This is a genomic window from Leifsonia sp. NPDC056665 (genome assembly GCF_042791795.1).
Taxonomy (GTDB): domain Bacteria; phylum Actinomycetota; class Actinomycetes; order Actinomycetales; family Microbacteriaceae; genus Leifsonia.
The window spans coordinates 73,590-95,002 of sequence record NZ_JBHTXK010000014.1 but is presented as its reverse complement, the minus strand read 5'-3'; the positions used below and the strand labels follow the sequence as shown (position 1 = coordinate 95,002).

Sequence of the window (21,413 nt, the reverse complement as noted above, 5' to 3'; positions counted from 1 at the left end):
CGGTGGCGCGGAGGCTCACCGGCCGGCGCTGACCGCTTCGTCGCTCACCGCGGCGTCCCGCACCGCCGCGTCCCACAGCGTCTCCGCCGCAAGCCGAGCGGCAAGCGGCGTCCCGCCGCACAGCGCGGCGCTCGCTGACGCGCCGTCGAACAGGAGCGTGAGCTGCACGGCGAGGACGTGCGGCGACGCGGCGCCCGCGGCCTCGGCCTGGCGCTGGAAGTACGCGGTCAGCTCGCCCTTGAAGTGCTGCGCCACCTGCGCCGCGGGGTGCTCGCGGTCGCGCAGCTCGGTGGCGACGTTGACGAACGGGCAGCCGAAATAGTCGCCGGCCTCCGCCGCGCGGTGGAGGGCGTCGTAGACGTGCAGGACCCGCTCGCGCGGGGTGCGTCCGTCGTCGCCCTGGCTGAAGTAGCCCGCGACCACGCGCGGGCCGTACTCCGTCAGCATCTCGGCGACGATGGCGTCCTTGCTCTCGAAGTGCTGGTAGATGGAGCGCTTGGAGACCTGGGCCTCCTGCGCCAGCCGGTCGACGCCGACCGCGTGGACGCCCTCGCGGATGAAGAGCCGCGCTGCGGCGTCCAGCACGCGCTCCCGGGGCTTGGGGCGCGGCAGGGTCGTCGAGGTCATGGGTCGATTCTAGAGGCCGGGTTGCGCAAAGTAAACCGATCTGTGTACATTATCGGAAACAGATCAGTTTACTTTTGGAGGATCACCATGACCGATCTCACCGGACGCGTCGCCCTCGTCACCGGCGCCAACCGCGGCCTCGGGGCCGCCTTCGTCGCCGAGCTCCTCGAGCGCGGTGCGTCGAAGGTCTACGCCGCCGCCCGCCGTCCCGAGTCGGTCGACGTCACCGACCCGCGCGTCGTCCCGCTGGAGCTGGACGTGACCGACGCGGACAGCATCCGTCGCGCCGTCGAGACCGCCACCGACGTGACCGTGCTCGTCAACAACGCGGGGATCGGCGTGAACCAGTCGCTCGTGAGCGGCGACCTGGCCGACATCCACCGCGAGTTCGACACCAACTTCTGGGGGCCGGTGCTGGTGACCCGCGCCTTCGCGCCGATCCTGGCCGCGAACGGCGGCGGCGCGATCGTCAACATGCACTCCGCCCTGAGCTGGTACGCCATCGGCTCGTACAGCGCGGGCAAGGCCGCGCTCTGGTCGGCGAGCAACTCCGCGCGCGTCGAGCTCGCTCCCCAGGGCATCCAGGTGGTCGGCGTCCACGTCGGCTACGTCGACACCGAGATGGCTGCGCACGCGGACGGCTACAAGGTGCCGCCGGCGCAGGTGGTCGCCGAGGCGCTCGACGCCGTCGCCGCGGGGGACGCGGAGGCGATCGTCGGGGAGACCGCGCAGCAGGTGAAGTCCGTCCTCCACCAGGACGTGCGCGTGCTCTACCCCCAGCTCGCCAGGTAGGAGTCCGACGCGAAGCCGCGCGGGCGGATGCCCCACTGCGCCGTCCAGGTCTCGCCGGGCTCCACCCAGCGCAGGCCCTGACCGGTGTTGAGGGCGTTCGCCGGCGCGGTCATCGGCTCCACGGCGAGCGCGACCTCCCCTGCCTCCTTCGTGGCGAAGGCCCGGTGGGTGAACACCTGGACGTAGGCGAAGGACGCGTCGCCCCAGAGGGTGACTGTGCGGCCGTCCGCGGCGGCGAGCACGTGCTCGGCGGGCGCGCGGAGGTCGCCGAAGCCGTCATTGAGGTCGAGGTCGGCCACGATCCCGCCCTCCGAGAGGTCGTACCTCGTGCCCGCGACCGGGGTCTCGCCGGTGACGTTCAGGCGGTCGTCGGTCTCGAACCGGGTGCCGGCGTGGACGGTCAGCGTGAGCTGGGTGGCCGGGACGTCGCCGATGCGCAAGTACGGGTGCGCGCCGATGGCGACGGGCGCGCTCCGCTCGCCGCGGTTCGTCACGGTGTGGGTGACCGTCAGGCCCTCCGTGTCGAGCTCGTGCGTGACGGTGGTGTCGAGGATGAACGGGTAGCCGGCCTCCGGGTAGATCGTGGCCGCCTGCGTCACCGCGGAGTCGGAGCGCTCGACCAGCGTGTACGGCCGGTACCGGAGGAGGCCGTGCGAGGCGTTGCCGAGCGACGGCTCGGTGAGCGCGAGCCGCTGCGGGACGCCGTCCAGCTCCCAGACGCCGTCCTTCACCCGGTTCGGCCAGGGCATGAGCACGATGCCGTCGGCCGAGGGCGCGGTGGAGTCCTCCGGGAAGGGCTCCAGGATGTCCGCTCCCCCGTACCGAAGGGTGCGGAGGCCGGCCGCAACCTGCGTGACGGTGGCGGTCAGGTCGCCGAACTCGAGCTCGTACTGTTCTCCGGTCGGTGCGCGCATGGGACCAGCGTATTCCTCAGGCCACGGTCACCGGCAAGCCCGCTTCGCGAAGCGACCGAACGGCGCCGTCGTCGGCCGACTCCCCGGTGAGGAGACCGGCGACATCCTCCAGCGCGGCGATGCGGCCGACGTGCGTGCGGCCGAGCTTGGAGCCGTCGGCGACGACGAGCGCACGGCCGGACGACGCCACCATGACGCGCTTGAGGTCGGCCTCCGGGAGGTTCACGTTGGTGATCCCGCCGACAGGGTCGACACCCGTGCACCCGATGAAGGCCAGGTCGGCGTGCACGCGCTCCAGGAGGACGGAGGCCAGCGGCTCGACCAGCGAGTGCTGCAGCGGCCGCAGCGTGCCGCCGGTGACGACCACCTGGAAGCGCGGGATGGCGCGCTCCAGCTCCAGCGCGATGGTGAGGCCGTTGGTGATGACGGTGACGTCCTCCAGGTCGTCGCGGTCGGCGAGCGCCCGTGCGATGGCGGCGGTGGTGGTGCCGACGTCGAGGAGGACGCTGCTGCCGGACTCGACCAGCGCCGCCGCGGCCGCGCCGATCCTCCGCTTCTCCTCGGCGGACGACTCCAGCGCCTCCTCGAAGCTCGCCTCCCGCGTGCCCGCGCCGCGCAGCACCGCCCCGCCGTGGACGCGGCGAATGCTCTGCTGCGCGTCGAGGGTGTCGAGGTCGGAGCGCACGGTGACGTCGGAGACGTGGAACGCCTCGCTCAGCTCGGCGACGCGCACGAACCCGGTGCTGCCGATGAGGTCGAGCATCCTCTCGCGGCGGAGGGCGGCTGGCAGCGGTTCGCTCATACCGGCAATGCTCCAGCGCTTGCGTTTACTTGTCAATCCGCAAGCTAGTCGGTACATTTGCTTTCGGAAACGAAAGGTAAGCATGGCCGCCATCACGAAGCGCCCGCACCGCCTGTCCGACGGTCGCGACCTCATCTACTACGACGACCCGGACACGGCGCTCGACCCCGAGCGCGCGCCCGACCTGCGCGAGCCCGCGCCGCGGCATCCTACCGCGACCATGCGCCAGGACCCGCTGACCGGCGACTGGGTCTCCATCGCCGCCGCCCGCCAGAACCGCGTCATGCTCCCCCCGGCCGAACGGGACCCGCTGGCGCCGGCCACCCCGGGCAACCCGTCCGAGATCCCGAGCCTCTACGACGTCGCGGTCTTCGAGAACAAGTCGCCGTCGTTCGGGCCCCTGCTGGAGGACGCCAACCAGCCGGAGGGGCTCGATGACCTGGCCGCGGTCGGGCTGGAGCGAACCCGCACCTCGGTGGGCCGCTGCGAGGTCGTCTGCTTCAGTCCCGCCACGACGGGCTCGTTCGGCAGCCTCACGCCGACCCGCGCGCGCACCGTCATCGAGGCGTGGGCCGACCGCACCGCGGCGCTCTCCGCCCTCCCGAACGTGCGCCAGGTCTTCCCGTTCGAGAACCGCGGGGAGGCCATCGGCGTCACCCTGCACCACCCGCACGGGCAGATCTACGCCTACCCGTACATCACCCCGCGCACCAGCGCCCTCATCCGGTCGCTGGAGAGCTACGGGCCGACACTGTTCGCGGACATCCTGGAGCGCGAGCGCGCATCGGAGCGGGTCATCCTCGCCGGCGAGCACTGGACGGCGTTCGTGCCGTTCGCGGCGCGCTGGCCGATCGAGATCCACGTGCTGCCGCACCGCCACATCCCCGACCTCGCCGCCACCTCGGACGCCGAGCGCGACGAGCTCGCCACCCTCTACCTGCGCGTGCTGCGCGGCGTCGACGCTCTCTACGACTCCCCCACGCCGTACATCGCGGCCTGGCACCAGGCGCCCGTCCACACGCACCGCGACGACATCCGGCTCATGCTGCAGCTCACCTCCCCCCGTCGCGCCGCGGATAAGCTGAAGTTCCTGGCCGGCTCCGAGTCCGCGATGGGCGCGTGGATCGGCGACATCCCGCCGGAGCAGGCCGCGGCCGCGCTCCGGGAGGCCGTCGCCCGCGCCGACCGCGAGAACCCGGTGGGCGAGCTGCCCGACGGGATCGCCGGACTCGTGACCGTGCCGTCCACCGCCTCCACCCCTGCCTCCGCCCCCGAAGGAAAGATCCCCGCATGACCGACCTGCGCACCGGCGTCCGCGACGACTTCGTCTCGATCTTCGGCCGGGAGCCCGACGGCGTCTGGTCGAGCCCCGGTCGGGTGAACCTCATCGGCGAGCACACCGACTACAACCTCGGCTTCGTGCTGCCGTTCGCGATCAACCGCCGCACCGTGGCCGCGCTGGGGCTGCGCGAGGACCGGACTATCCGGGTGGGCAGCACGTTCGCCGACGAGCTGGTGGAGATCGACCTCGACCGGCTCTCCCCCGACGCGCTCGACGGCTGGTCGGCCTACCCGCTCGGCGTCGCCTGGGCGCTGGGCGAGTTCGGCGCCGACCTCGCCGCGGTGCCCGGCTTCGACCTCCTGCTCGACTCGAACGTCCCGGTCGGCGCCGGCCTGTCGTCGTCCGCGGCGATCGAGGGCGCGACCGCGCTCGCGCTCAACGACGTGTGGCAGCTGGGCCTCGACCGCCAGACGCTGGCCCGCGTCGGCCAGCGCAGCGAGAACATCGTCGTCGGCGCCCCGACCGGCATCATGGACCAGTCCGCATCGCTGCTCGGCCGGCAGGACTCCGCGGTGTTCCTCGACTGCCGCTCGCTCGAGTCGCAGATCGTGCCGCTCGGGCTCGAGGAGGCCGGCCTCGCCGTCCTCATCGTGGACACCGGTGTCACCCACGCGCACGCGACCGGCGGCTACGCCGAGCGGCGGGCGTCGTGCGAGGCCGGAGCTGCGGCCCTCGGGGTCGAGTCGCTGCGGGATGTGAGCGTGGACGACCTCCCGCGCGCCAGGGAGATCCTCGACGACGTGACCTTCCGGCGGGTTCGGCACGTGGTGACCGAGGACCAGCGCGTCCTCGACACCGTCCGCCTCCTCCGGGAGAGCGGCCCGACGGCGATCGGCGACCTGCTCGACGCCTCCCACGTCTCCATGCGCGACGACTTCGAGATCTCGGTCCCGGAGCTCGACCTCGCGGTCGAGACGGCGCAGGCCAACGGCGCGATCGGCGCGCGGATGACCGGCGGCGGCTTCGGCGGCTCGGCCATCGCACTCGTGCCGGTCGACGCGCTCAGCCGCGTGCAGGTCGCGCTCGACGGGGCCTTCGCCGAGCACGGTTTCGGCCAGCCCGAGCTGTTCACGGTGAACGCGTCGGAGGGCGCGCTGCGGGAGAGCTGAGGCGAGTTCATCCCCGCGTCACCGGACTCCGCCAGAATGGGACGATGAGCGAACCGGAGATCACCTGGCTGAGTCCCGACACGGTCCAGCTCCGTCAGCCGAAGTCGTCGCACTGGGAGGCGCCGTTCCTGTTCCTGCTCTTCGGGCGGGAGCGCGCGCTGCTCATCGACACCGGGGCGACGAACGACGAGCAGGTGTTCCCGCTCCGGGCGGCGATCGACGCGCTCACCGAGGACTGGCTGCGCCGCAATCGCGCCGTCTTCACCCGGCCGTATCCGCTCGTCGTGGCGCACAGCCACGCGCACCGCGACCACATCGCGGGCGACCCGCTCCTGGCGGGCCGGCCGGGGACGACGCTGGTCGGGACCACCCCCGCGCAGGTGATCTCCTTCTTCGGCTTCCACTCCTGGCCGGACGAGACGGTGGAGTTCTCGCTCGGGCGCCGCACTATCGACGTCATCGGCGGCCCGGGCCACGAGCCCTCCGCGGTGGCGTTCTTCGACCGCGAGACCGGCATCCTGTTCAGCGGCGACACCGTGCTGCCCGGCCACCTCTATGTGCGCGACCGCGCGCAGTACCGGGCGACGATCGAGCGGCTGATCCGCTTCAGGGATGCGCCGACCGCTCCGGTGCGCGAGCTGCGCGGCGCGCACGTCGAGATGTCGCACACGCCAGGCGTGATCTACCCGCCGGGGACGGTCGACCAGCCCGACGAGCTGCCGCTGCCGCTCCCGCCGCGCATCCTCGACCGGGTGCTGGCGGCGCTGGACGAGTTCCGCGGCGAGCCCGGCGAGCGGGTCGTCCGCAGGAGATTCGTCGTCGCCGCTGACTGAGCGGACCCGGCCTCCGAGGGGCGAACGGGCGCTCTAGGGTGGTGGGTATGACGATTATCACGCTCACGGACGGGTCCACCCCCAGCGTCGCGGACGATGCCTTCGTGGCGGCCGGCGCCGTGCTCGCGGGGCGCGTTCGACTGCTCGCCGGCTCCAGCGTCTGGTACAACGCTGTGCTGCGGGCGGAGGCGGAGGACATCGTCCTCGGCGAGCGCAGCAACCTCCAGGACAACGTGTCCTGCCACGTCGACCACGGCTACCCGCTGACCATCGGCGCTGAAGTATCGGTCGGGCACAACGCCGTGCTGCACGGCTGCACGATCGAGGACGGCGTGCTGGTCGGGATGCACGCGACTGTGCTCAACGGCGCGGTCGTCGGCGCGGGCTCGCTGCTCGCCGCCGGAACGGTCGTGCTGGAGGGCGCGGTCATCCCGCCCGGGTCGCTGGTCGCCGGGGTGCCGGGCAAAGTGCGCCGCGAGCTGACCGAGGAGGAGCGCGCCGGCATCCTCCACAACGCCGAGGCCTACCTCACCCACGTCACCGAGCACCCGGCCGGGTGACCCGCGCGCCGAGGGGCACGTCGTTGTCACTTTCAGGCTCGAAAAGTGACAACAACGTGCCCCTCGGCGGTGTCAGGACTCGGTGGGGGTGGGTTCGACGGGGGCGGGGGTGCCGCCGGTGATGCGGACGAGCTCGGCGAAGGTCGTCGGGAAGACCGTGTGCGCGTGGCCGGCGGCGGCCCAGACCTCGGGGTAGCCGGCGAGCGCGACGTCCACGACGGTGCGCAGGCGCTCCGGATGCCCGAGCGGAGCGACGCCGCCGATGGTCTGGCCGGTCGCCGCCTTCACCGTCTCGGCGTCCGCGCGGCGGATGCGGCCGCCCAGCCGTTCGCCGAGGAAGGCGGTGTCGACGCGGTGCGCGCCGGAGGTCATCACCAGCAGCGGCTCGCCGTCGATGGTGAAGACCAGGGAGTTGGCGATCGCGCCGACCTCTACGCCCAGCTCGGCCGCGGCCGAGACCGCGGTCGGGGTCGCGGACTCGAACCAGCGCACGCGTGGCTCGATCCCGGCCTCCAGCAGCGCCGCCTCCACCCGCTCGACCGCGGGATGCGTGCGGTCCTCGGCGGTCATGCCAGCGCACGCTCCGCGGACTCCACCACGTTCTGCAGCAGCAGCGCGCGGGTCATCGGGCCGACGCCGCCCGGGTTCGGCGAGACCCACGCGGCGACTTCAGCGACGTCGTCCGCCACGTCGCCGGCGACCTTGCTCTTGCCGGTGACCGGGTCCTCCACGCGGCTCACGCCCACGTCGAGCACGATGGCGCCCGGCTTGATGTTGTCGGCGGTCACGAGGCCCGCGACGCCCGCAGCGGCCACGATCACGTCGGCGCTGCGCAGGATGCCGTCGAGGTCGACCGTTCCAGTGTGGGTGAGGGTCACCGTGGCGTTGTACTCGCGGCGGGTGAGCAGCGAGCCGATCGCGCGGCCCACGGTCACTCCGCGGCCGACGACCACGACGTGCTTGCCGTTCAGCTTGATCCCGTGCCGCAGCATCAGCTCGATGACGCCGCGCGGGGTGCACGGCAGCGGGGTGGTGATCGGGCGGTTGACGTTGAGGACCAGCCGGCCCAGGTTCGTCGGGTGGAGGCCGTCGGCGTCCTTGCCCGGGTCGACCAGCTCCAGGATCGCGTCGGTGTCGATGTGCGACGGCAGCGGGAGCTGCACGATGAAGCCGGTGCAGTCCGGGTCGCCGTTGAGGTCCTCGATCACGGCCTCCAGCTCGGCCTGCGAGATGTCAGCGGGCAGGTCGCGGCGGATGGAGGCGATGCCGACCTCCGCGCAGTCGCGGTGCTTGCCCGCGACGTACCATTGCGAGCCCGGGTCGTCACCGACCAGGATCGTGCCGAGCCCCGGCACGACGCCCTGCTCGCGCAGCCGCGCCACCCGCTCCTTCAGCTCCGCCTTGATCTCGCCGGCCGTCGCCTTGCCATCCAGAATCTTCGCCGTCACGCCGGCCTCCACACTCGCTTCGCACCCGCGAGTGGGCGGATAATCCGCCCGCTCGCGGGTTTTGCCTGATTTTGCGCCGTTTCGGCGGGGTCAGATCGAGGACGGGAGCTCGACGGGGAAGCCCTCCTGGCCGGACGGGGTGAGGCCGGGGTAGAGCGGGAACGCGGCGGTCAGCGTGTCGACGCGGGCACGCAGCGCCTTGGTGTCGGCGCCGGGACGCAGCGCGAGCGCGATGATGTCGGCCACCTCGGTGAACTCGGTGTCGTCGAAGCCGCGGGTCGCGAGCGCCGGCGTGCCGATGCGGAGGCCGGAGGTCACCATCGGCGGACGCGGGTCGAACGGCACCGCGTTGCGGTTGACGGTGATGCCGACCTCGTGGAGGACGTCCTCCGCCTGCTGGCCGTCGAGCTCGGAGTGGCGGAGGTCGGCGAGCACGAGGTGCACGTCGGTGCCGCCCGTGAGCACGTCGACGCCCACCGCGCGCGAGTCGTCGGCGGTGAGGCGCTCGGCGAGCAGCTTCGCGCCGCGGATGGTGCGCTCCTGACGGTCCTTGAACTCCTCGGTCGCGGCGAGCTTGAACGCGGTCGCCTTGGCGGCGATCACGTGCATGAGCGGGCCGCCCTGCTGGCCGGGGAACACGTTGGAGTTGAGCTTCTTGGCGAGCTCCATGTCGCGGCTGACGATGAAGCCGGAGCGCGGGCCGCCGATGGTCTTGTGCACGGTCGAGCTGACGACGTCGGCGTACGGAACGGGCGACGGGTGCAGGCCGGCGGCCACGAGGCCGGCGAAGTGCGCCATGTCCACCCAGAGCTTGGCGCCCACCTCGTCCGCGATCTCGCGGAACGCGGCGAAGTCGAGCTGGCGCGGGTACGCCGACCAGCCGGCGATGATGACCTGCGGCTTGTGCTCGATGGCCTTGTCGCGCACGACGTTCATGTCGACGGTAAAGGACTCCGGGTCGACGCCGTAGGCGACCGCGTTGTAGAGCTTGCCGGAGAAGTTGAGCTTCATCCCGTGGGTCAGGTGGCCGCCGTGCGCGAGCTCCAGACCGAGGATGGTGTCGCCGGGGGTGGCGATGGCCGACAGGACGGCCGCATTCGCGGACGCGCCGGAGTGCGGCTGGACGTTGGCGTACTCGGCGCCGAACAGGCTCTTGGCCCGGTCGATCGCCAGCTGCTCGGCGATGTCGACGTACTCGCAGCCGCCGTAGTAGCGGCGGCCGGGGTAGCCCTCGGCGTACTTGTTCGTCAGCACCGAGCCGACGGCTTCGAGAACGGCGCGCGGCACGAAGTTCTCGGAGGCGATCATCTCGAGGTAGTCGCGCTGGCGGCCGAGCTCGAGCTGCAGCACCTCCGCGATCTCGGGATCGACCTCCGCCAGGGGGGCGGTGAAGGTGGAGGGAAGGGTGTCGGTCACTATCGGCTCCTTGAAAACAGGGATGGACAATCGTCGTGCATCGACCCAGGCGCGCGGCCGAATCCATCCGTTCGTTCGAGGTAACCGTTGTCGCTCCCCGATGGTGACCATCTGAGCGCCAGTCGCGACGTGAGCAAGCATAGCAAAGGGGTGACGGACAGGCCCGCGCTCATCCGCTGGAGGCCTTGCTGATTAGTTAGGAGGGCTGCGATACTCGCTCATGGCCGTCCCGCGGGTGGGCAGCGTCGGCCGAACCCCGAGAATCCCCCTGACGTGGTTAGGAACATCCGTGGTCGTGCCTCGCCCCGCCCAGCTCGAGAACACGGGCGACGCGCCCTTCACGCTGCTCCCTGGCGCCAGGATCATCGTCGCGGGACCGGGCGCCGACGCGGTCGGCCGACTGCTCCACGTCGAGCTCGCCACGGACTGCCGGCGCGAGCTGGCCGTCGTCCACGAGCCTCCGGCGTTCGGCGACATCGCCATCGTGATCGCGGACGACGAAGGTCCTGCCGGGCACCCGGCCGAGGGCTACACGCTGGAGGTCGCGGCGGAGGGCGTGCGGATCGGCGCGGCCACGGCGGCCGGCGCGTTCTGGGGCGTTCAGACGCTGCGCCAGCTCGTCCCGGCCGAGTGCGAGGGCGACCCGCTGACGGTCGACGCGGTCCGGATCACCGACCACCCGCGATTCGCCTACCGGGGCGCCATGCTGGACGTCGCGCGGCACTTCTTCCCGGTCGCGGACGTCAAGCGGTTCATCGACGCGATCGTCCTGCTGAAGGTCAACCACCTCCACCTCCACCTGACCGACGACCAGGGCTGGCGCCTGGAGATCCCCTCCTGGCCGGAGCTGACGCGCATCGGCGGCTCCGCGGGCAGCGACGGCAGCCGGGGCGGCTGGTACACCGCGGACGACTTCCGCGAGCTGGTCGCCTACGCGGCCGAGCGGCACGTCACGATCGTCCCCGAGCTCGACATGCCCGGGCACACGAACGCGGCGCTCGCCTCCTACCCCGAGCTCAACTCGGACGGCGTCGCACCCGCGCTCTACACCGGGTCGGAGGTCGGCTTCAGCACGCTGCGGACCGGCGACCCGGTCACGGACGGCTTCGTGCGCGACGTGGTCCACGAGGTCGCGGCGCTCACGCCCGGCCCGTACCTCCACATCGGCGGCGACGAGTGCCTCAGCACCCCGGAGGCGGACTTCCAGGCCTTCGTGCGGCGGGCGGCGCAGCTCGTCGCCGAGGCCGGCAAGATCCCGGTCGGCTGGCACGAGATGGGCCGTGCGGCGAGCCTCCCCGAGGGGACGGTCGGGCAGTACTGGTCGTTCCGCGTCCCGCGCGACGACGCGGCCGAGGAGACGCTGGCGTTCGTCCGCGGCGGTGGCGCCGTGATCATGTCCCCGGCCGACGTCGCCTACCTCGACATCGTGTACGAGGAGGGCGACCCGATCGGTCAGGACTGGGCCGACGGCCCGACGGACCTGCGCAGCGCCTACGAGTGGGACCCGGCGCGGATCGTGCCGGGTCTGGGCGACGCGCACATCCTCGGCGTCGAGGCTCCGGTGTGGACGGAGACCATCGCGACGATCGAGCAGGTCGAGCGGATGGTGTTCCCCCGGCTCGCCGCCGTCGCCGAGATCGCTTGGTCGGAGGCTCCCGCGGACACGGCCGAGGTGGCGTCCATGCGCGACTTCGACGAGTTCGCGGCCAGGGTCGCCCGGCTCGCCGAGCACTGGGACGCGCTGGGAACCTCCTATCGCCGCGTCGCAGAGGTGCCGTGGCCGGAGGACGCGACGCGCTGAGCCTCCGCGGCCCGACCGACCCCATAAGGCGAACGCGAAAGGAGCCGGTGACCCCGCGAGGCCACCGGCTCCTTTCATCCGGCGAGTGTCAGGCTCACCGGGTCGCGATCATCACGCGGCAGCGGTCTCCGCGCTGCGGCGGCGACGGCGGACGACCAGCAGGACGACGCCCGCGCCGACCAGGAGCACGGCCGCGCCGGCGATGCTCGTGATCGCGATGTCCGAACCGGTCATCGCGAGGCCGCCGTTGCTTCCGGAGCCACCGGTCGAGCCGTTGCCGGCACCACCCGTCGAGCCGTCACCGGTGTCGCCGCCCCCACCGCCCGGGGGGATGACCGGGTTCACGACCGAGATGTCGAACGTGTCCCAGACCGAGCTGTCGGCGCGGAGGACCTGGTAGGTGTAGCTGGCGCCCGCCTGGGCCGGGATGACGAACGCGAACGTGTGCGAGCCGTCGTCCTCCGCCGTCGCGGTGAACTGCCCGACCGTCGGCGTGACCGGGGCCGTGCGCAGCGAGGCGGTGGTCGCGGTGTGCCCGTTCACGCCGGTGAGGGTGTGCGTCAGGGTCTCGCCCGGAAGGTAGGCGCTCGCTGGAGCGGTGTACGTGACCGTCTCGCCCGGGGCTGCGGTGTACTTGTCGAGTGAGCCGTGCGGCCCCACGACCGGCGGGTAGTCCGCGTGGGCTGCCGCCGCGGGCGCGAGCGCCAGCGCCAGGGCGACGAGGCCTCCGAACAGTTTCTTCTTCATGGGTTCTCCTTCGTAGGGGATGGGTGTCACTGGCCGACCGGAGCGGTTCGGTCAGCCACAGGTCCCGGGTTCGGCGAAGTGCTCGAACTCGGTGGCGGTGGGGGTCGCGACGACGCGGTCGACGGTCGGCGACCGGGTGGGCAGGGCGGCGAACTCGGCGACGACGACCGAGACGGCCCCCGGGGCGAGGTCGACCTGGACGACGGACACGGGATGGCCGTCGATCATCCGGGAGAGCGCGGTGACCTCCGCGCCGTCGACCTTCACACGTTGCGGACGGAGGCTGTCGGTCGCGGCGAACTGCACCAGGGTCCGGATGTGTCCGGCCGGCAGGTCGGGGACGCCGTACCCGGTCACGACCCAGGGGAACGAGGCGATGTCCGCCGGCGCCGTGGAGGCGAGCGTCGCGGTGGCCGTGACGGTGCTGCCGACCTTCGCGGGTTTCTTCGCGTCCCTCTTCGCCGGGGCGTGGCAGGTGGCGGTGACGGAACCCTCGAGGTAGCTGTCCATCTTGCCGGCGGTCCCGTCGGCCAGGAACACGCCGACGGGCGCACCGCGGTCGGTGAGCTGAGCGAGCGGTCCGGCGAGCGGGCCGCCCGCGATCTCGCGCTGCAGCGCGGCGTCGGCGAACCAGAGCGAGATGCGGCCCTGATCCACGGCCGTGCCCAGCGCCTTCAGCACAGGGACGGTGCCGGTCCCCGAGCCGAAGAGCTTGTCGAACATGGCGCGCGTGAGTTCGCCGAAGAACACGTCCTGCTCGTCGCGGCTCTCGATCTCGAGATAGACGTCCCGCAGCAGGACACGGGACGCGTTCTCGCTGTTCAGCTCGCGCCCGGCGACGGTGATCGGGCCGGTTGCCGACAGCAGCAGCCCGATCGTCGCGGTGTCGATCGAGACCACCCCGTCGAGCTCCTGACCGAGCGCCGCGCGCCAGTGGGCGGCCGTGAGCTCGCCGCTCCGGACGAAGTCGGGCGTGAGGTTGACGTTCTGGATGTACTCGCCCAGCTGGGGCCCGTACAGCGCCCGTTCCTCCGGACTCACCGGGAGCCCGGCCCCCTCGGCGGGGTTGACCTGATCGGGGATGAGCTGCTGTCCCAGCTCGATGCGCCCTCCGTCGGCGGTCAGCTCCGAGATGGCGCCCGCGATCCCGCCGGTGGTCCGGAGCTCGGCGTTGTTGTTGAACAGCAGCGCATAGTTCTTCGCACCGCTCGCGCCGATCGCGGCCGGGAGCACGCGCGCGGCGACCGAGAGCGAGGAGACGGTCCGGTGGAGGCTGTCGACCAGACTTTGGGCCTCCGTGACGCCGGAGGCGAGCGGCGGCACGAGCGGGCCGGTCGAGGCCTCGCGCAGCGTGGTGCGGCCGAGCTCGAGCGCGCGCTCCACCGTGCGGAGGTGGGTGGCCGTGCTCGCGACGGCCGCGGTGTCGACCGTCCGGTCCGCGAGCGACACGGCGGTCTCCAGCTTGGCGAGGTCGGCGACAACGGGCGCCAGTCCCCCGCCGACGGTCTCGTGCAGCGCTTCGACGGTCAGCCTGTAGGAGCGGAGGTTGGCCCCGGCGAACGGGATGTACTCGCACGCGCGCCAGACGACATCGCCCGTCAAGTTCCTGGCGTCGTCCAGGCGGTCGCCCACCACACGGAGCCGGTCGGCGCGGGAGGCGGCCGACACCGGGTCCGCCGCGACGGCGGCGACGGTCGCTTTGGCCTCGGCGCGGGCGGCCGACACCTGACCGTAGGAGATGGCCGCTCTGACGCCCACCCAGGCGGCGCACACCACGACGACGAGGGCGACGGCGCCGAGCGAGATCAGCACGACACGCGTGACGCGTGCGCGCTCGGCCGCTCTCGCACGGCGGCGCGATCGACCGCTCATAGGCCCCGACTCCCTTCGACATTGGGACCCATGTTGTCGTCGGTATCGGGGCGGCCCATCGTCGATCCGGGGATTTACGTGCGGATCGGTCGATGTTCCGTGCGGTTCGCCCGACCTTACGTGGAGCGCCTTACATCTTGCGTATTACCGTTGGATTCCAGCAGTTCACCCTCGTCCCCTGGAGCCAGCCGATGATCGATCCCCGCGCCGCGGACTCCGTTCCGCTCGCAGGAAGGGACCGTGTCCTGACGCTCGTGCGCGAGCTCCTGTTCTCCAGCGACGCGGACGTCGACCTCGTCGGTCCGCGCCTGAGCGGGCGTTCGACCGTCGTCGACGCGGTGGCGTCCTCCGCGGCCGACGCGCGCCGGACGGTCGTGCGCGTGAACGGCGTCCGGTCGCTGCGCGAGAGCCCGCTCGCCGCCCTCCACGCGGCGGGGATCGGGGTGCTGGCGTCACCGGAGCGCCGCACGGCGTCCGCCCTTCAGCAGGCGATCGACGCCCTGGCGACCGCGATCGGGTCCGGCGCGGCCGCGCTCCTGGTGGACGACGCCGACCTCCTCGACGACGCGTCCACCGGAGCCATCGACGCGGTGCGCCGCGCGACGCGCACGCCACTGCTGCGCACCCGCGCACACCGGGACGATGGGCCGTCGACGGCATACGTGGTGGAGCTCGTGCCGCTCGAGTACGAGGAGCTCCGGTCGGTCGTGGCCGAGCGGCTCGGCGGTCCGGTCGACGCGGGCGCGATGAGCCGCGTGTACGCGCTGTGCGGCGGCAACGTCGGACTCGCGCTCGCGCTCGCGGAGCTCGCAGTGCTGGAGGGCCGGCTGGTCAGGGGCTCCGGCGCGTGGTCCGCGACCGGAGAGCTGTGGAGCAGGGCGCTCCGCGGCGCCCTCGAAGCGCAGCTCTCCGGGCTCGGGCCGGCCGAGCGCATCGCGCTGGAGAGGATCGCCGTGACCGGCGTCGGCGACGTGGCGTCGACGCGCGGCCTGGTCGACCCCGCGGCCCTGGACGGGCTCGCCGCGGCCGGGGTCCTCCGGATCGTGCCGCACCGCGGGCGCAGGCTCATCGCCCTCGATCCCCCGGTCCTCGCCGATCACCTCCGGGACCGCGCCCAGGTGGACGCCCCGCCCACCGACGCCGCCTTCGTGCAGCTCGTGCACGCGGCGGCCGACTCCCGCCGCGAGGAGGCGTCGCGGGCGTGGAACGCCGCGCCGTCGCCGGGATCCGCGCTCGGCCTCGCGCGCGCCCTGATGGCCGACACGGGGATGGCGCCGGGTTCGGCCGCCGAGCTCGACCGGATGCTGGCCGCGTCCGCCGGCCTGCCGGGCGACCCGATGGACGCGGCCGAGCTCGCCGTGCTCCGCGCGCGCCGATCGCTGGCCGCCGGTGACGGGCTCGCCGCCGCCCTCGCGGCCTTGCGCACGGAGGTCGCCGGGCTCGGCCCCTTCGCACGGCTCGCGGACGCCGCCGCGGTGATGCTCGCCGTCGAGGTCGGGGCCGAGCCTGCCGTTCCCGAGGAGCGCCTGCGCGACGACAGCGCCCTCCCGCCGCCCGTGCGGTCACGGCTGCTGGAGGCCGCCCGGGCCGTCGCCCTCCGCTGCGGGCGCTTCAAGGACGCCGTCCGTCTCCTCGACGAGCTCGCCGCCCTGCCCGGCGCGTCGGCGCCCGCGACCGAAGGGGCCGCGCACGCCTTCGCGCTCCTCGGCGTCGGCCGGCACGCCGAGGCCGTCGCCTGGGCCGAACGCGGCGCCGCGTCGGCGCGCGACCGGCTCGACGCCGGAGCGGTGCGCGCGCACAGCGTCGCGCTCGGGCTGTGCCACCTGCTCGCCGACCGCCCCGCCGACGCCGCCTGCGCGATCGCGACGGCGTCGGCGCTCGGCACACCCGCGGTGCCCGGCGCCGCCGTCCAGGTCGCGCTCCACGTCCTCTCCGCCGTCATCGCGGTGCGCCGGGGCGACACCGCCCTCGCCGAGCGCGTCCGCGACGAGCTCGCCGCCGGGCTCCCTGCGTCCTCGGACGGGGACGCCCTGTCCGCGGTCGGCGCAGGCGTGCGCTGGATCGACGCCCAGCTCGCCGCGGGCAGGGGGCGACCGGACGAGGCCGCCGGGCTGCTCCGCCGGCTCGCCTCGACCCTCACGGCGCACGGCGAGCTGCCCACGGCCGCACTCGCGCTGCTCACGTCGCTCGAGCACGCGATCGACGACGCCGGGCTGGTGGAGGCACGCGCGCTCCTCGAGCCTCAGCAGTCCGAGCTCCACGACGCGCACCTCGCCTTCGTCGCGGCCCGCGCCGAGCCCGGCGACGCGGACCTGGGGGCGCTCGCGGAGCGTCTCGCCTCGACCGGGCGGGCCGGCCCGGCCGCCGCGCTCCGACACCCTGCGGGCGACGGCTCCGACGGCGGCGGCGGGTTCTTCTCGACGCCGATCGCGCTGACGGAGCGCGAGCGCGAGATCACCCGGCTCGTGGCCGCCGGACTCAGCAACCCGGAGATCGCGTCCCGGCTCGTCCTCAGCGTCCGCACCGTCGAGAGCCACGTCAGCAGGGTGATGCGCAAGACCTCGGCGGCCAACCGCGGCGAGCTCGTCGCCGTCGCCCTCCGGCTCGCGCCGTGAGCGAGGTCAGGTCACGGGTAGCCGATGAACCACAACAGCACGAGCGCCACGGGCTGCAGCGCGATCCCCGCCGACAGGACGATCGTGCGCGCACGCCGGTTGTGGGTCAACCCCGGCGCCCCCGCGAGCGGGGCCAGCGGCATGAGCAGCCGGAAGAGGCTCTGCTGCGGCAGGAAGACGGCGAACAGGTAGAGCGCGTAACTGGCCGCGTAAGCGACGACCTCGGTGCCGAGCGCGCGGATGCCCGGCCGGTTCAGCAGCCAGGCGTAGCCGCCGATCGCCGCCACGACGAGGAGGGCGCCCGCGACGCTCGCATACCGCCAGGTGAAGAGGAACCACGGCGTCAGCGGCACGAAGGCGACCCGTCCGATGAAGCCCGTCCACCAGGACAGCTCGGTCTCCACGTAGGCCCCCGGCGTCCCGGTGACGGTGGCCGCGATCAGCGGCCAGGCCAGCCCCGCCACCGCGGTCACCGCCCCGGCGACGACCATCGCGACCCGCTCCCGGACGCCGAAGGTCTCCCGCCCCCGGCGCGCCCGCACCGCGCGGATCACGTAGACGATCCCGAGGGCGAGCGGGAGGGCGAGCTCCCCTGGGCGGGTGAAGGCGGCCGCGACCCCGAACGGGATGACCGTCCAGTACCGCCGCGTCATGGTCGCCAGCAGCGCCGCGAACAGCAGGAGGAAGAACAGGCTCTCGGCGTAGGCGATCTGCAGGACGAACGAGAGCGGACCGAAACAGAAGAACACGGCCGCCCAGAGCCCGCTGACCGCGCCGACGCGCGACGCCACGAGCCGGTAGAGCACGAGGCTGGCCGCCGCCCCGCAGAGCACCGCGACCAGCACGCCCGCCGGCGGGAACCCGAGCCCGGTCGCCGACATGAGCGCGCGCACGATCAGCGGGTACAGCGGCAGGAACGCCCACTCGTTCTGCTGCACGTCGCCGTCCGCGTCGACGGGCAGGGCCGACGGATAGCCATGCTCGACGATGCGCCAGTAGTAGGAGGCGTCCCAGGTGCCCGCGAAGCCGAGGAAGGTCGGGTGCGTCTGCGGGCTGCCGCCCTCCCAGTGCATCGCGCCCGCGACGAGGTACAGCGCGAGCATGAGCAGCGTCGTCAGCACCCGGGAGGCCGCGTACACGCCGAGAACACCGGCCCACCAAGGCAGCTCCCAGCGGAACAGCCGCACCCGGGCGGCCTCGATCACGGGCCCGGCGGGATCCGCCGGGTGCAGCGAACTCGTGATACCGGCCGTCATCGTCTCGATGCTACCGCGCGCCGATGCAGTGGTGCATCGGGGCGCCCGCGTCGCGCCACACGCGCGGGCGCCCCAGCTCGGGGCGGCGGCCGACGCCGCTACTTGACGCTGCCCGCCGTGAGGCCTCCGACCAGGCGCTTCTCGATCAGCGCGAACAGGATGACCACCGGGATGATCGCGACGACCGACACCGCGAACACGTACTGCCAGGCCGCGTCGTACTGGCCGACGAACTTGGTCAGCGCCACCGAGAGCGGCTGGTTGGCGTCCGTGGAGAGGATGACGAGGCTCGCCGCGAACTCGTTCCAGGAGGCGACGAACGTGTAGATGATCGCCGTGACGATGCCCGGCCAGACCAGCGGGAGCTGGACGCGCAGCAGCACCGTCCACTTCCCCGCGCCGTCGAGCTGGGCGGCCTCGTCGACCTCCTTGGGCACGCCCGCGAAGAACGTGTGCATGATCCAGATCGCGAACGCCAGGTTGAACGCCGCGTTGACCAGGATCATCGCCAGCCAGGTGTCGTTGATCCCGAGCGCCACCATCTCCTTGAACAGTCCGGTCGCGAGCACGGTCGGCTGCAGCATCTGCGTGACGATCACCAGGAAGAGGAAGACCCCACGGCCCGGGAACCGGAACCGCGCCGTGTAGTACGCCGCCGGGACGCAGACCAGGAGCACGAGCACCGTCGCGAACACCGAGATGACGATCGTCGAGATCAGGTTGAGCGGCAGCGGGGTCTCCGGAGTGGACCACATGGTGATGTAGTTCTCCGGGTGCCACTGCGTCGGGAGGTAGGTCGGCGGGACGGCGAGGATGTTGTCCCGGCTCTTGAACGAGCCGACCAGCATGATCAGGTACGGGGCGATGAAGACGAGCGCGATGACGACGCCCGCGATCACCTTGCCGGCGATGCGCCACGAGAATCCGGAGCGCCGCCGGCGGGGAGCCGAGACGGAGGCGCGCACTCCGGCGAGCGCGGCGGGGGCGGGCGCGGTCACGAGACCTCCTTCATCGGCTTCACGATCCACAGGTAGAGCGCCACGACCACCAGCACGATCAGGAAGTTGATCACGCTGAGCGCGCTCGACAGGTCGATACGCTGCTCGTTCTGCAGCAGCTTGAACACGTAGGTGGTCGTCGTGTCGGCCTTGTAGCCGGGGATCGATCCGGTCATCAGCTTGAGGATCGGCAGCGAGTTGAAGACGTTGATGATGTTGATGAGGCTGGCCAGCGCGATCGCGGGCCGCAGGTTGGGCAGCGTCACCCCGAAGTAGGAGCGCACCGCGCCCGCGCCGTCGACCTTCGCGGCCTCCAGCATGTCTCCCGGGATGCCGGCGAGGCCGGCCAGGATCGTGTAGGTCGTGAACGGCAGCGACACGAACACCGCGATGGCGATGGACGACAGGAACGCCGGCACCGGCTCCTTGGTGAACCCGAACGGCTGCGCGAGCACGTGGATGTCGACCAGGAACGTGTTGATGATCCCGTAGAACGGGTCGAGCCCGTAGACGAAGACCGTCGTGGTCATCACCACGCTCGCCGCCCACGGGACGATGATCGCCATGCGCACCCAGCGCCTGCCGGGGAAGTTCTTGTCGAGGAACTGCGCCAGCGCCAGCGAGATCACCACGGTGATGACCACCACCGAGACGACCCAGACGACCGTGTTGAGGAGGATGCCCGGGATCTCCGGGCGCGAGAGCACCGTGACGTAGTTCTGCAGGCCGACCGATCCGTGGTCGACGCCGGCGACCGAGATCTTCCGCGTCGAATTGAAGATCATGTAGCCCGCGGGGAACAGCACGATGCCGAAGATGAGGATGAGCGCCGGAAGCGTCCACGGCACGGCGTTCCACAGCGTGGTGGAGTTGCCGTGCCTGGCGCGAGGCGCCCCGCGACGGGGACGGCCGGTGGCCGCCCCCGTCGTGGTCGTTTCGATCGTCGAAGTCATGCCGCTGTTACTGGCCCGAAGCCTTCGACTGGATGCCCTTCAGCAGGTCGGACGGGTTGGCGCCCTGCCCGAGCTGACCGATCTGGCTCTGGATGGCGCCCTGGGCGGCCGACCAGTTCGGGTTCGTGGACGGGTAGAACTTGGCGTTCGGCAGCAGGTCGAGGAACGGCTTGATGTCCGCGTTCGAGCCCATCGTGTCCGCGCCGGACTTGGTCGTGGGCAGGAAGCCCTCCGCACCGACCCACTTGGTGTAGACGGCCGGCGTGTAGAAGTAGTCGAGGAACTTCTTGATCGCGTCCTTCTTGTCCGTCTTGTTCTTGAACGCCATCAGGTGGTCGGCGACGCCCAGCGTGAACGAGGAGCCGTCCTTGGTCGGAATCGGGGCGATCCCGTACTTGAGCGACGGGTTCTTGTCCTTGATCTGGCCGACGATCGGCGGCAGGCCGACCTGCATGCCGAGCTGGCCCTGGATGAAGACGTTCATCAGCGGGGTGCGGTTGGTCGAACCGGGGTTCGCCTCCGTCAGGCCCTGGTTGATGATCTTCTGCATCTCGGTGGCGCCGGTGACGTTCTCGGCGCTGTCGATCGTCAGCGTCTTGGCGTCGCCGTAGCCGCCGCCGGCTCCGTAGAACCAGATCGCGGTCTCGGCCTGGGCCTCCTCGGCGCCGAGCGGCATGCCGTACGGCGTGACGCCGGCGGCCTTCAGCTTGGCGGCGTCCGCCTCGAAGTCCGCCCAGGTCTTGGGCGGATCCGTGATCCCGGCCTTGGCGAAGTCGTCCTTGTTGTAGAACAGGGCGCGTGCTGAGGCGATGAACGGGAGGCCCCACTGGGTGCCGTCGATGCTCGCGTTCTTGTTGAACGCGGGCTGGAAGTCGTCCAGCGTCTTGGCCGAGACGATGTCCTTCGCCGGGTAGAGCAGGTCGTCGGCCGCGAAGCCGGCGAACGCGTCGATGTTCAGGATGTCCGGCTGCTTGCCGCCCTGGATGCGCGTCTTGATGACGTTGTTGATGTCCGTCCACGACTCGACGTCGAGGTTGACCGTGATGCCCTTGTTGGCCGCCTCGAAGTCCTTGATGATCTGCTGCCACTCGGCCTTGGTGTTGTCCGAGTAGCTGGCGACCATCAGGTTGAGCTGGCTGCTTCCGCTTGCCGAGCCCCCCGAGCCTCCACTGAAGCCGCAGGACGCGAGCATCAGTGTCGCGACCGCCGCCGAGGCGACGGCGGCTCCCCACCGCAGAGACTTCTTCATCGACTTTCCTCACTCTCGTCAAGGATTCCGGACCGTCGCTGAAGGTACTGCAGGTGCGCGACGGTGCGTATCTGGATGA

19 protein-coding genes are annotated in these 21,413 nt (G+C 71.9%); 7 read left to right on the top strand and 12 right to left on the bottom strand.

Translation table 11 applies throughout. The features are described 5' to 3' along the window. Positions 1–15: 15 nt before the first annotated feature. Complete coding sequence (locus ACFQ9V_RS14040) at positions 16–627, bottom strand: TetR/AcrR family transcriptional regulator (RefSeq protein WP_382459746.1); 612 nt, start codon at positions 625–627, stop codon at positions 16–18. Between the two features lie 87 nt (positions 628–714). On the opposite strand from ACFQ9V_RS14040, the gene ACFQ9V_RS14035 reads away from it, so the two are divergent. Next, positions 715–1,419, top strand: coding sequence for an SDR family oxidoreductase (locus tag ACFQ9V_RS14035; RefSeq protein ID WP_382459745.1), 705 nt, complete (start codon positions 715–717; stop codon positions 1,417–1,419). Here the strand turns inward: ACFQ9V_RS14035 and ACFQ9V_RS14030 are convergent. Together ACFQ9V_RS14030 and ACFQ9V_RS14025 are read right to left on the bottom strand one after the other, a co-directional pair. Beyond that, positions 1,398–2,333, bottom strand: coding sequence for an aldose 1-epimerase family protein (locus tag ACFQ9V_RS14030; protein ID WP_382459744.1), 936 nt, complete (start codon positions 2,331–2,333; stop codon positions 1,398–1,400). The genes ACFQ9V_RS14035 and ACFQ9V_RS14030 overlap by 22 nt on opposite strands. Positions 2,334–2,349: 16 nt before the next feature. Further along, positions 2,350–3,135: a DeoR/GlpR family DNA-binding transcription regulator gene (locus tag ACFQ9V_RS14025; protein ID WP_382459743.1), complete on the bottom strand. Its 786-nt coding sequence runs from the start codon at positions 3,133–3,135 to the stop codon at positions 2,350–2,352. A gap of 82 nt (positions 3,136–3,217) precedes the next feature. On the opposite strand from ACFQ9V_RS14025, the gene galT reads away from it, so the two are divergent. The 4 genes from galT to ACFQ9V_RS14005 are packed head-to-tail and all read left to right on the top strand — an operon-like array spanning position 3,218 to position 6,979. Then, positions 3,218–4,429: a galactose-1-phosphate uridylyltransferase gene (gene galT / locus ACFQ9V_RS14020; protein WP_382459742.1), complete on the top strand. Its 1,212-nt coding sequence runs from the start codon at positions 3,218–3,220 to the stop codon at positions 4,427–4,429. Next, entirely contained in the window at positions 4,426–5,586 is a 1,161-nt protein-coding gene (gene galK, locus ACFQ9V_RS14015; protein ID WP_382459741.1) for a galactokinase, read from the top strand. Before galT ends, galK begins: the two co-directional genes overlap by 4 nt. 44 nt (positions 5,587–5,630) lie before the next feature. Then, positions 5,631–6,419 carry an MBL fold metallo-hydrolase gene (locus tag ACFQ9V_RS14010; protein WP_382459740.1) on the top strand — a complete coding sequence of 263 codons (789 nt, stop codon included), beginning with the start codon at positions 5,631–5,633 and terminating at the stop codon, positions 6,417–6,419. 47 nt (positions 6,420–6,466) lie between these two features. Beyond that, entirely contained in the window at positions 6,467–6,979 is a 513-nt protein-coding gene (locus ACFQ9V_RS14005) for a gamma carbonic anhydrase family protein (RefSeq protein ID WP_382459739.1), read from the top strand. Positions 6,980–7,051: 72 nt separating this feature from the next. On the opposite strand, the gene ACFQ9V_RS14000 is transcribed toward ACFQ9V_RS14005, so the two are convergent. From ACFQ9V_RS14000 to glyA, 3 genes are all read right to left on the bottom strand, one after another. Continuing rightward, positions 7,052–7,549, bottom strand: a complete 498-nt coding sequence (locus ACFQ9V_RS14000; RefSeq protein ID WP_382459738.1) for a YbaK/EbsC family protein — start codon at positions 7,547–7,549, stop codon at positions 7,052–7,054. Continuing rightward, positions 7,546–8,427, bottom strand: a complete 882-nt coding sequence (locus ACFQ9V_RS13995) for a bifunctional methylenetetrahydrofolate dehydrogenase/methenyltetrahydrofolate cyclohydrolase (protein WP_382459737.1) — start codon at positions 8,425–8,427, stop codon at positions 7,546–7,548. Before ACFQ9V_RS13995 ends, ACFQ9V_RS14000 begins: the two co-directional genes overlap by 4 nt. 90 nt (positions 8,428–8,517) lie before the next feature. Next, positions 8,518–9,843 (bottom strand): serine hydroxymethyltransferase, encoded by a 1,326-nt coding sequence (gene glyA, locus ACFQ9V_RS13990; RefSeq protein ID WP_382459736.1) that lies wholly within the window; start codon positions 9,841–9,843, stop codon positions 8,518–8,520. Positions 9,844–10,132: 289 nt separating this feature from the next. Between glyA and ACFQ9V_RS13985 the strand changes: the two genes are divergently transcribed. After that, positions 10,133–11,644 carry a family 20 glycosylhydrolase gene (locus ACFQ9V_RS13985; protein ID WP_382459735.1) on the top strand — a complete coding sequence of 504 codons (1,512 nt, stop codon included), beginning with the start codon at positions 10,133–10,135 and terminating at the stop codon, positions 11,642–11,644. Between the two features lie 111 nt (positions 11,645–11,755). Here ACFQ9V_RS13985 and ACFQ9V_RS13980 read toward each other — a convergent pair whose 3' ends face one another. Both ACFQ9V_RS13980 and ACFQ9V_RS13975 read right to left on the bottom strand, forming a co-directional pair. Next, positions 11,756–12,391 (bottom strand): hypothetical protein, encoded by a 636-nt coding sequence (locus ACFQ9V_RS13980; RefSeq protein WP_382459734.1) that lies wholly within the window; start codon positions 12,389–12,391, stop codon positions 11,756–11,758. A 51-nt stretch (positions 12,392–12,442) separates the two neighbouring features. Beyond that, complete coding sequence (locus ACFQ9V_RS13975) at positions 12,443–14,263, bottom strand: DUF4012 domain-containing protein (RefSeq protein ID WP_382459733.1); 1,821 nt, start codon at positions 14,261–14,263, stop codon at positions 12,443–12,445. Between the two features lie 191 nt (positions 14,264–14,454). On the opposite strand from ACFQ9V_RS13975, the gene ACFQ9V_RS13970 reads away from it, so the two are divergent. After that, a complete protein-coding gene (locus ACFQ9V_RS13970; protein ID WP_382459732.1) occupies positions 14,455–16,878 on the top strand; it encodes a LuxR C-terminal-related transcriptional regulator in 2,424 nt (807 codons plus the stop codon). 11 nt (positions 16,879–16,889) lie between these two features. On the opposite strand, the gene ACFQ9V_RS13965 is transcribed toward ACFQ9V_RS13970, so the two are convergent. The 4 genes from ACFQ9V_RS13965 to ACFQ9V_RS13950 form a co-directional block, all read right to left on the bottom strand. Further along, positions 16,890–18,134, bottom strand: a complete 1,245-nt coding sequence (locus tag ACFQ9V_RS13965) for a mannosyltransferase family protein (protein ID WP_382459731.1) — start codon at positions 18,132–18,134, stop codon at positions 16,890–16,892. A gap of 98 nt (positions 18,135–18,232) precedes the next feature. Continuing rightward, positions 18,233–19,132, bottom strand: coding sequence for a carbohydrate ABC transporter permease (locus tag ACFQ9V_RS13960; RefSeq protein ID WP_382459730.1), 900 nt, complete (start codon positions 19,130–19,132; stop codon positions 18,233–18,235). Next, positions 19,129–20,085, bottom strand: coding sequence for a carbohydrate ABC transporter permease (locus ACFQ9V_RS13955; protein ID WP_382459729.1), 957 nt, complete (start codon positions 20,083–20,085; stop codon positions 19,129–19,131). Before ACFQ9V_RS13955 ends, ACFQ9V_RS13960 begins: the two co-directional genes overlap by 4 nt. 7 nt (positions 20,086–20,092) lie before the next feature. Then, positions 20,093–21,334, bottom strand: coding sequence for an extracellular solute-binding protein (locus ACFQ9V_RS13950; RefSeq protein ID WP_382459728.1), 1,242 nt, complete (start codon positions 21,332–21,334; stop codon positions 20,093–20,095). Positions 21,335–21,413: the final 79 nt, after the last annotated feature.

What these genes read in the sequence shown, in the direction of transcription:
- ACFQ9V_RS14040 (WP_382459746.1), bottom strand. Translation starts at nt 627, where the DNA reads ATGACCTCGACGACCCTGCCGCGCCCCAAGCCCCGGGAGCGCGTGCTG.
- ACFQ9V_RS14035 (WP_382459745.1), top strand. Translation starts at nt 715, where the DNA reads ATGACCGATCTCACCGGACGCGTCGCCCTCGTCACCGGCGCCAACCGC.
- ACFQ9V_RS14030 (WP_382459744.1), bottom strand. Translation starts at nt 2,333, where the DNA reads ATGCGCGCACCGACCGGAGAACAGTACGAGCTCGAGTTCGGCGACCTG.
- ACFQ9V_RS14025 (WP_382459743.1), bottom strand. Translation starts at nt 3,135, where the DNA reads ATGAGCGAACCGCTGCCAGCCGCCCTCCGCCGCGAGAGGATGCTCGAC.
- galT (WP_382459742.1), top strand. Translation starts at nt 3,218, where the DNA reads ATGGCCGCCATCACGAAGCGCCCGCACCGCCTGTCCGACGGTCGCGAC.
- galK (WP_382459741.1), top strand. Translation starts at nt 4,426, where the DNA reads ATGACCGACCTGCGCACCGGCGTCCGCGACGACTTCGTCTCGATCTTC.
- ACFQ9V_RS14010 (WP_382459740.1), top strand. Translation starts at nt 5,631, where the DNA reads ATGAGCGAACCGGAGATCACCTGGCTGAGTCCCGACACGGTCCAGCTC.
- ACFQ9V_RS14005 (WP_382459739.1), top strand. Translation starts at nt 6,467, where the DNA reads ATGACGATTATCACGCTCACGGACGGGTCCACCCCCAGCGTCGCGGAC.
- ACFQ9V_RS14000 (WP_382459738.1), bottom strand. Translation starts at nt 7,549, where the DNA reads ATGACCGCCGAGGACCGCACGCATCCCGCGGTCGAGCGGGTGGAGGCG.
- ACFQ9V_RS13980 (WP_382459734.1), bottom strand. Translation starts at nt 12,391, where the DNA reads ATGAAGAAGAAACTGTTCGGAGGCCTCGTCGCCCTGGCGCTGGCGCTC.
- ACFQ9V_RS13975 (WP_382459733.1), bottom strand. Translation starts at nt 14,263, where the DNA reads ATGAGCGGTCGATCGCGCCGCCGTGCGAGAGCGGCCGAGCGCGCACGC.
- ACFQ9V_RS13970 (WP_382459732.1), top strand. Translation starts at nt 14,455, where the DNA reads ATGATCGATCCCCGCGCCGCGGACTCCGTTCCGCTCGCAGGAAGGGAC.
- ACFQ9V_RS13965 (WP_382459731.1), bottom strand. Translation starts at nt 18,134, where the DNA reads ATGACGGCCGGTATCACGAGTTCGCTGCACCCGGCGGATCCCGCCGGG.
- ACFQ9V_RS13955 (WP_382459729.1), bottom strand. Translation starts at nt 20,085, where the DNA reads ATGACTTCGACGATCGAAACGACCACGACGGGGGCGGCCACCGGCCGT.
- ACFQ9V_RS13950 (WP_382459728.1), bottom strand. Translation starts at nt 21,334, where the DNA reads ATGAAGAAGTCTCTGCGGTGGGGAGCCGCCGTCGCCTCGGCGGCGGTC.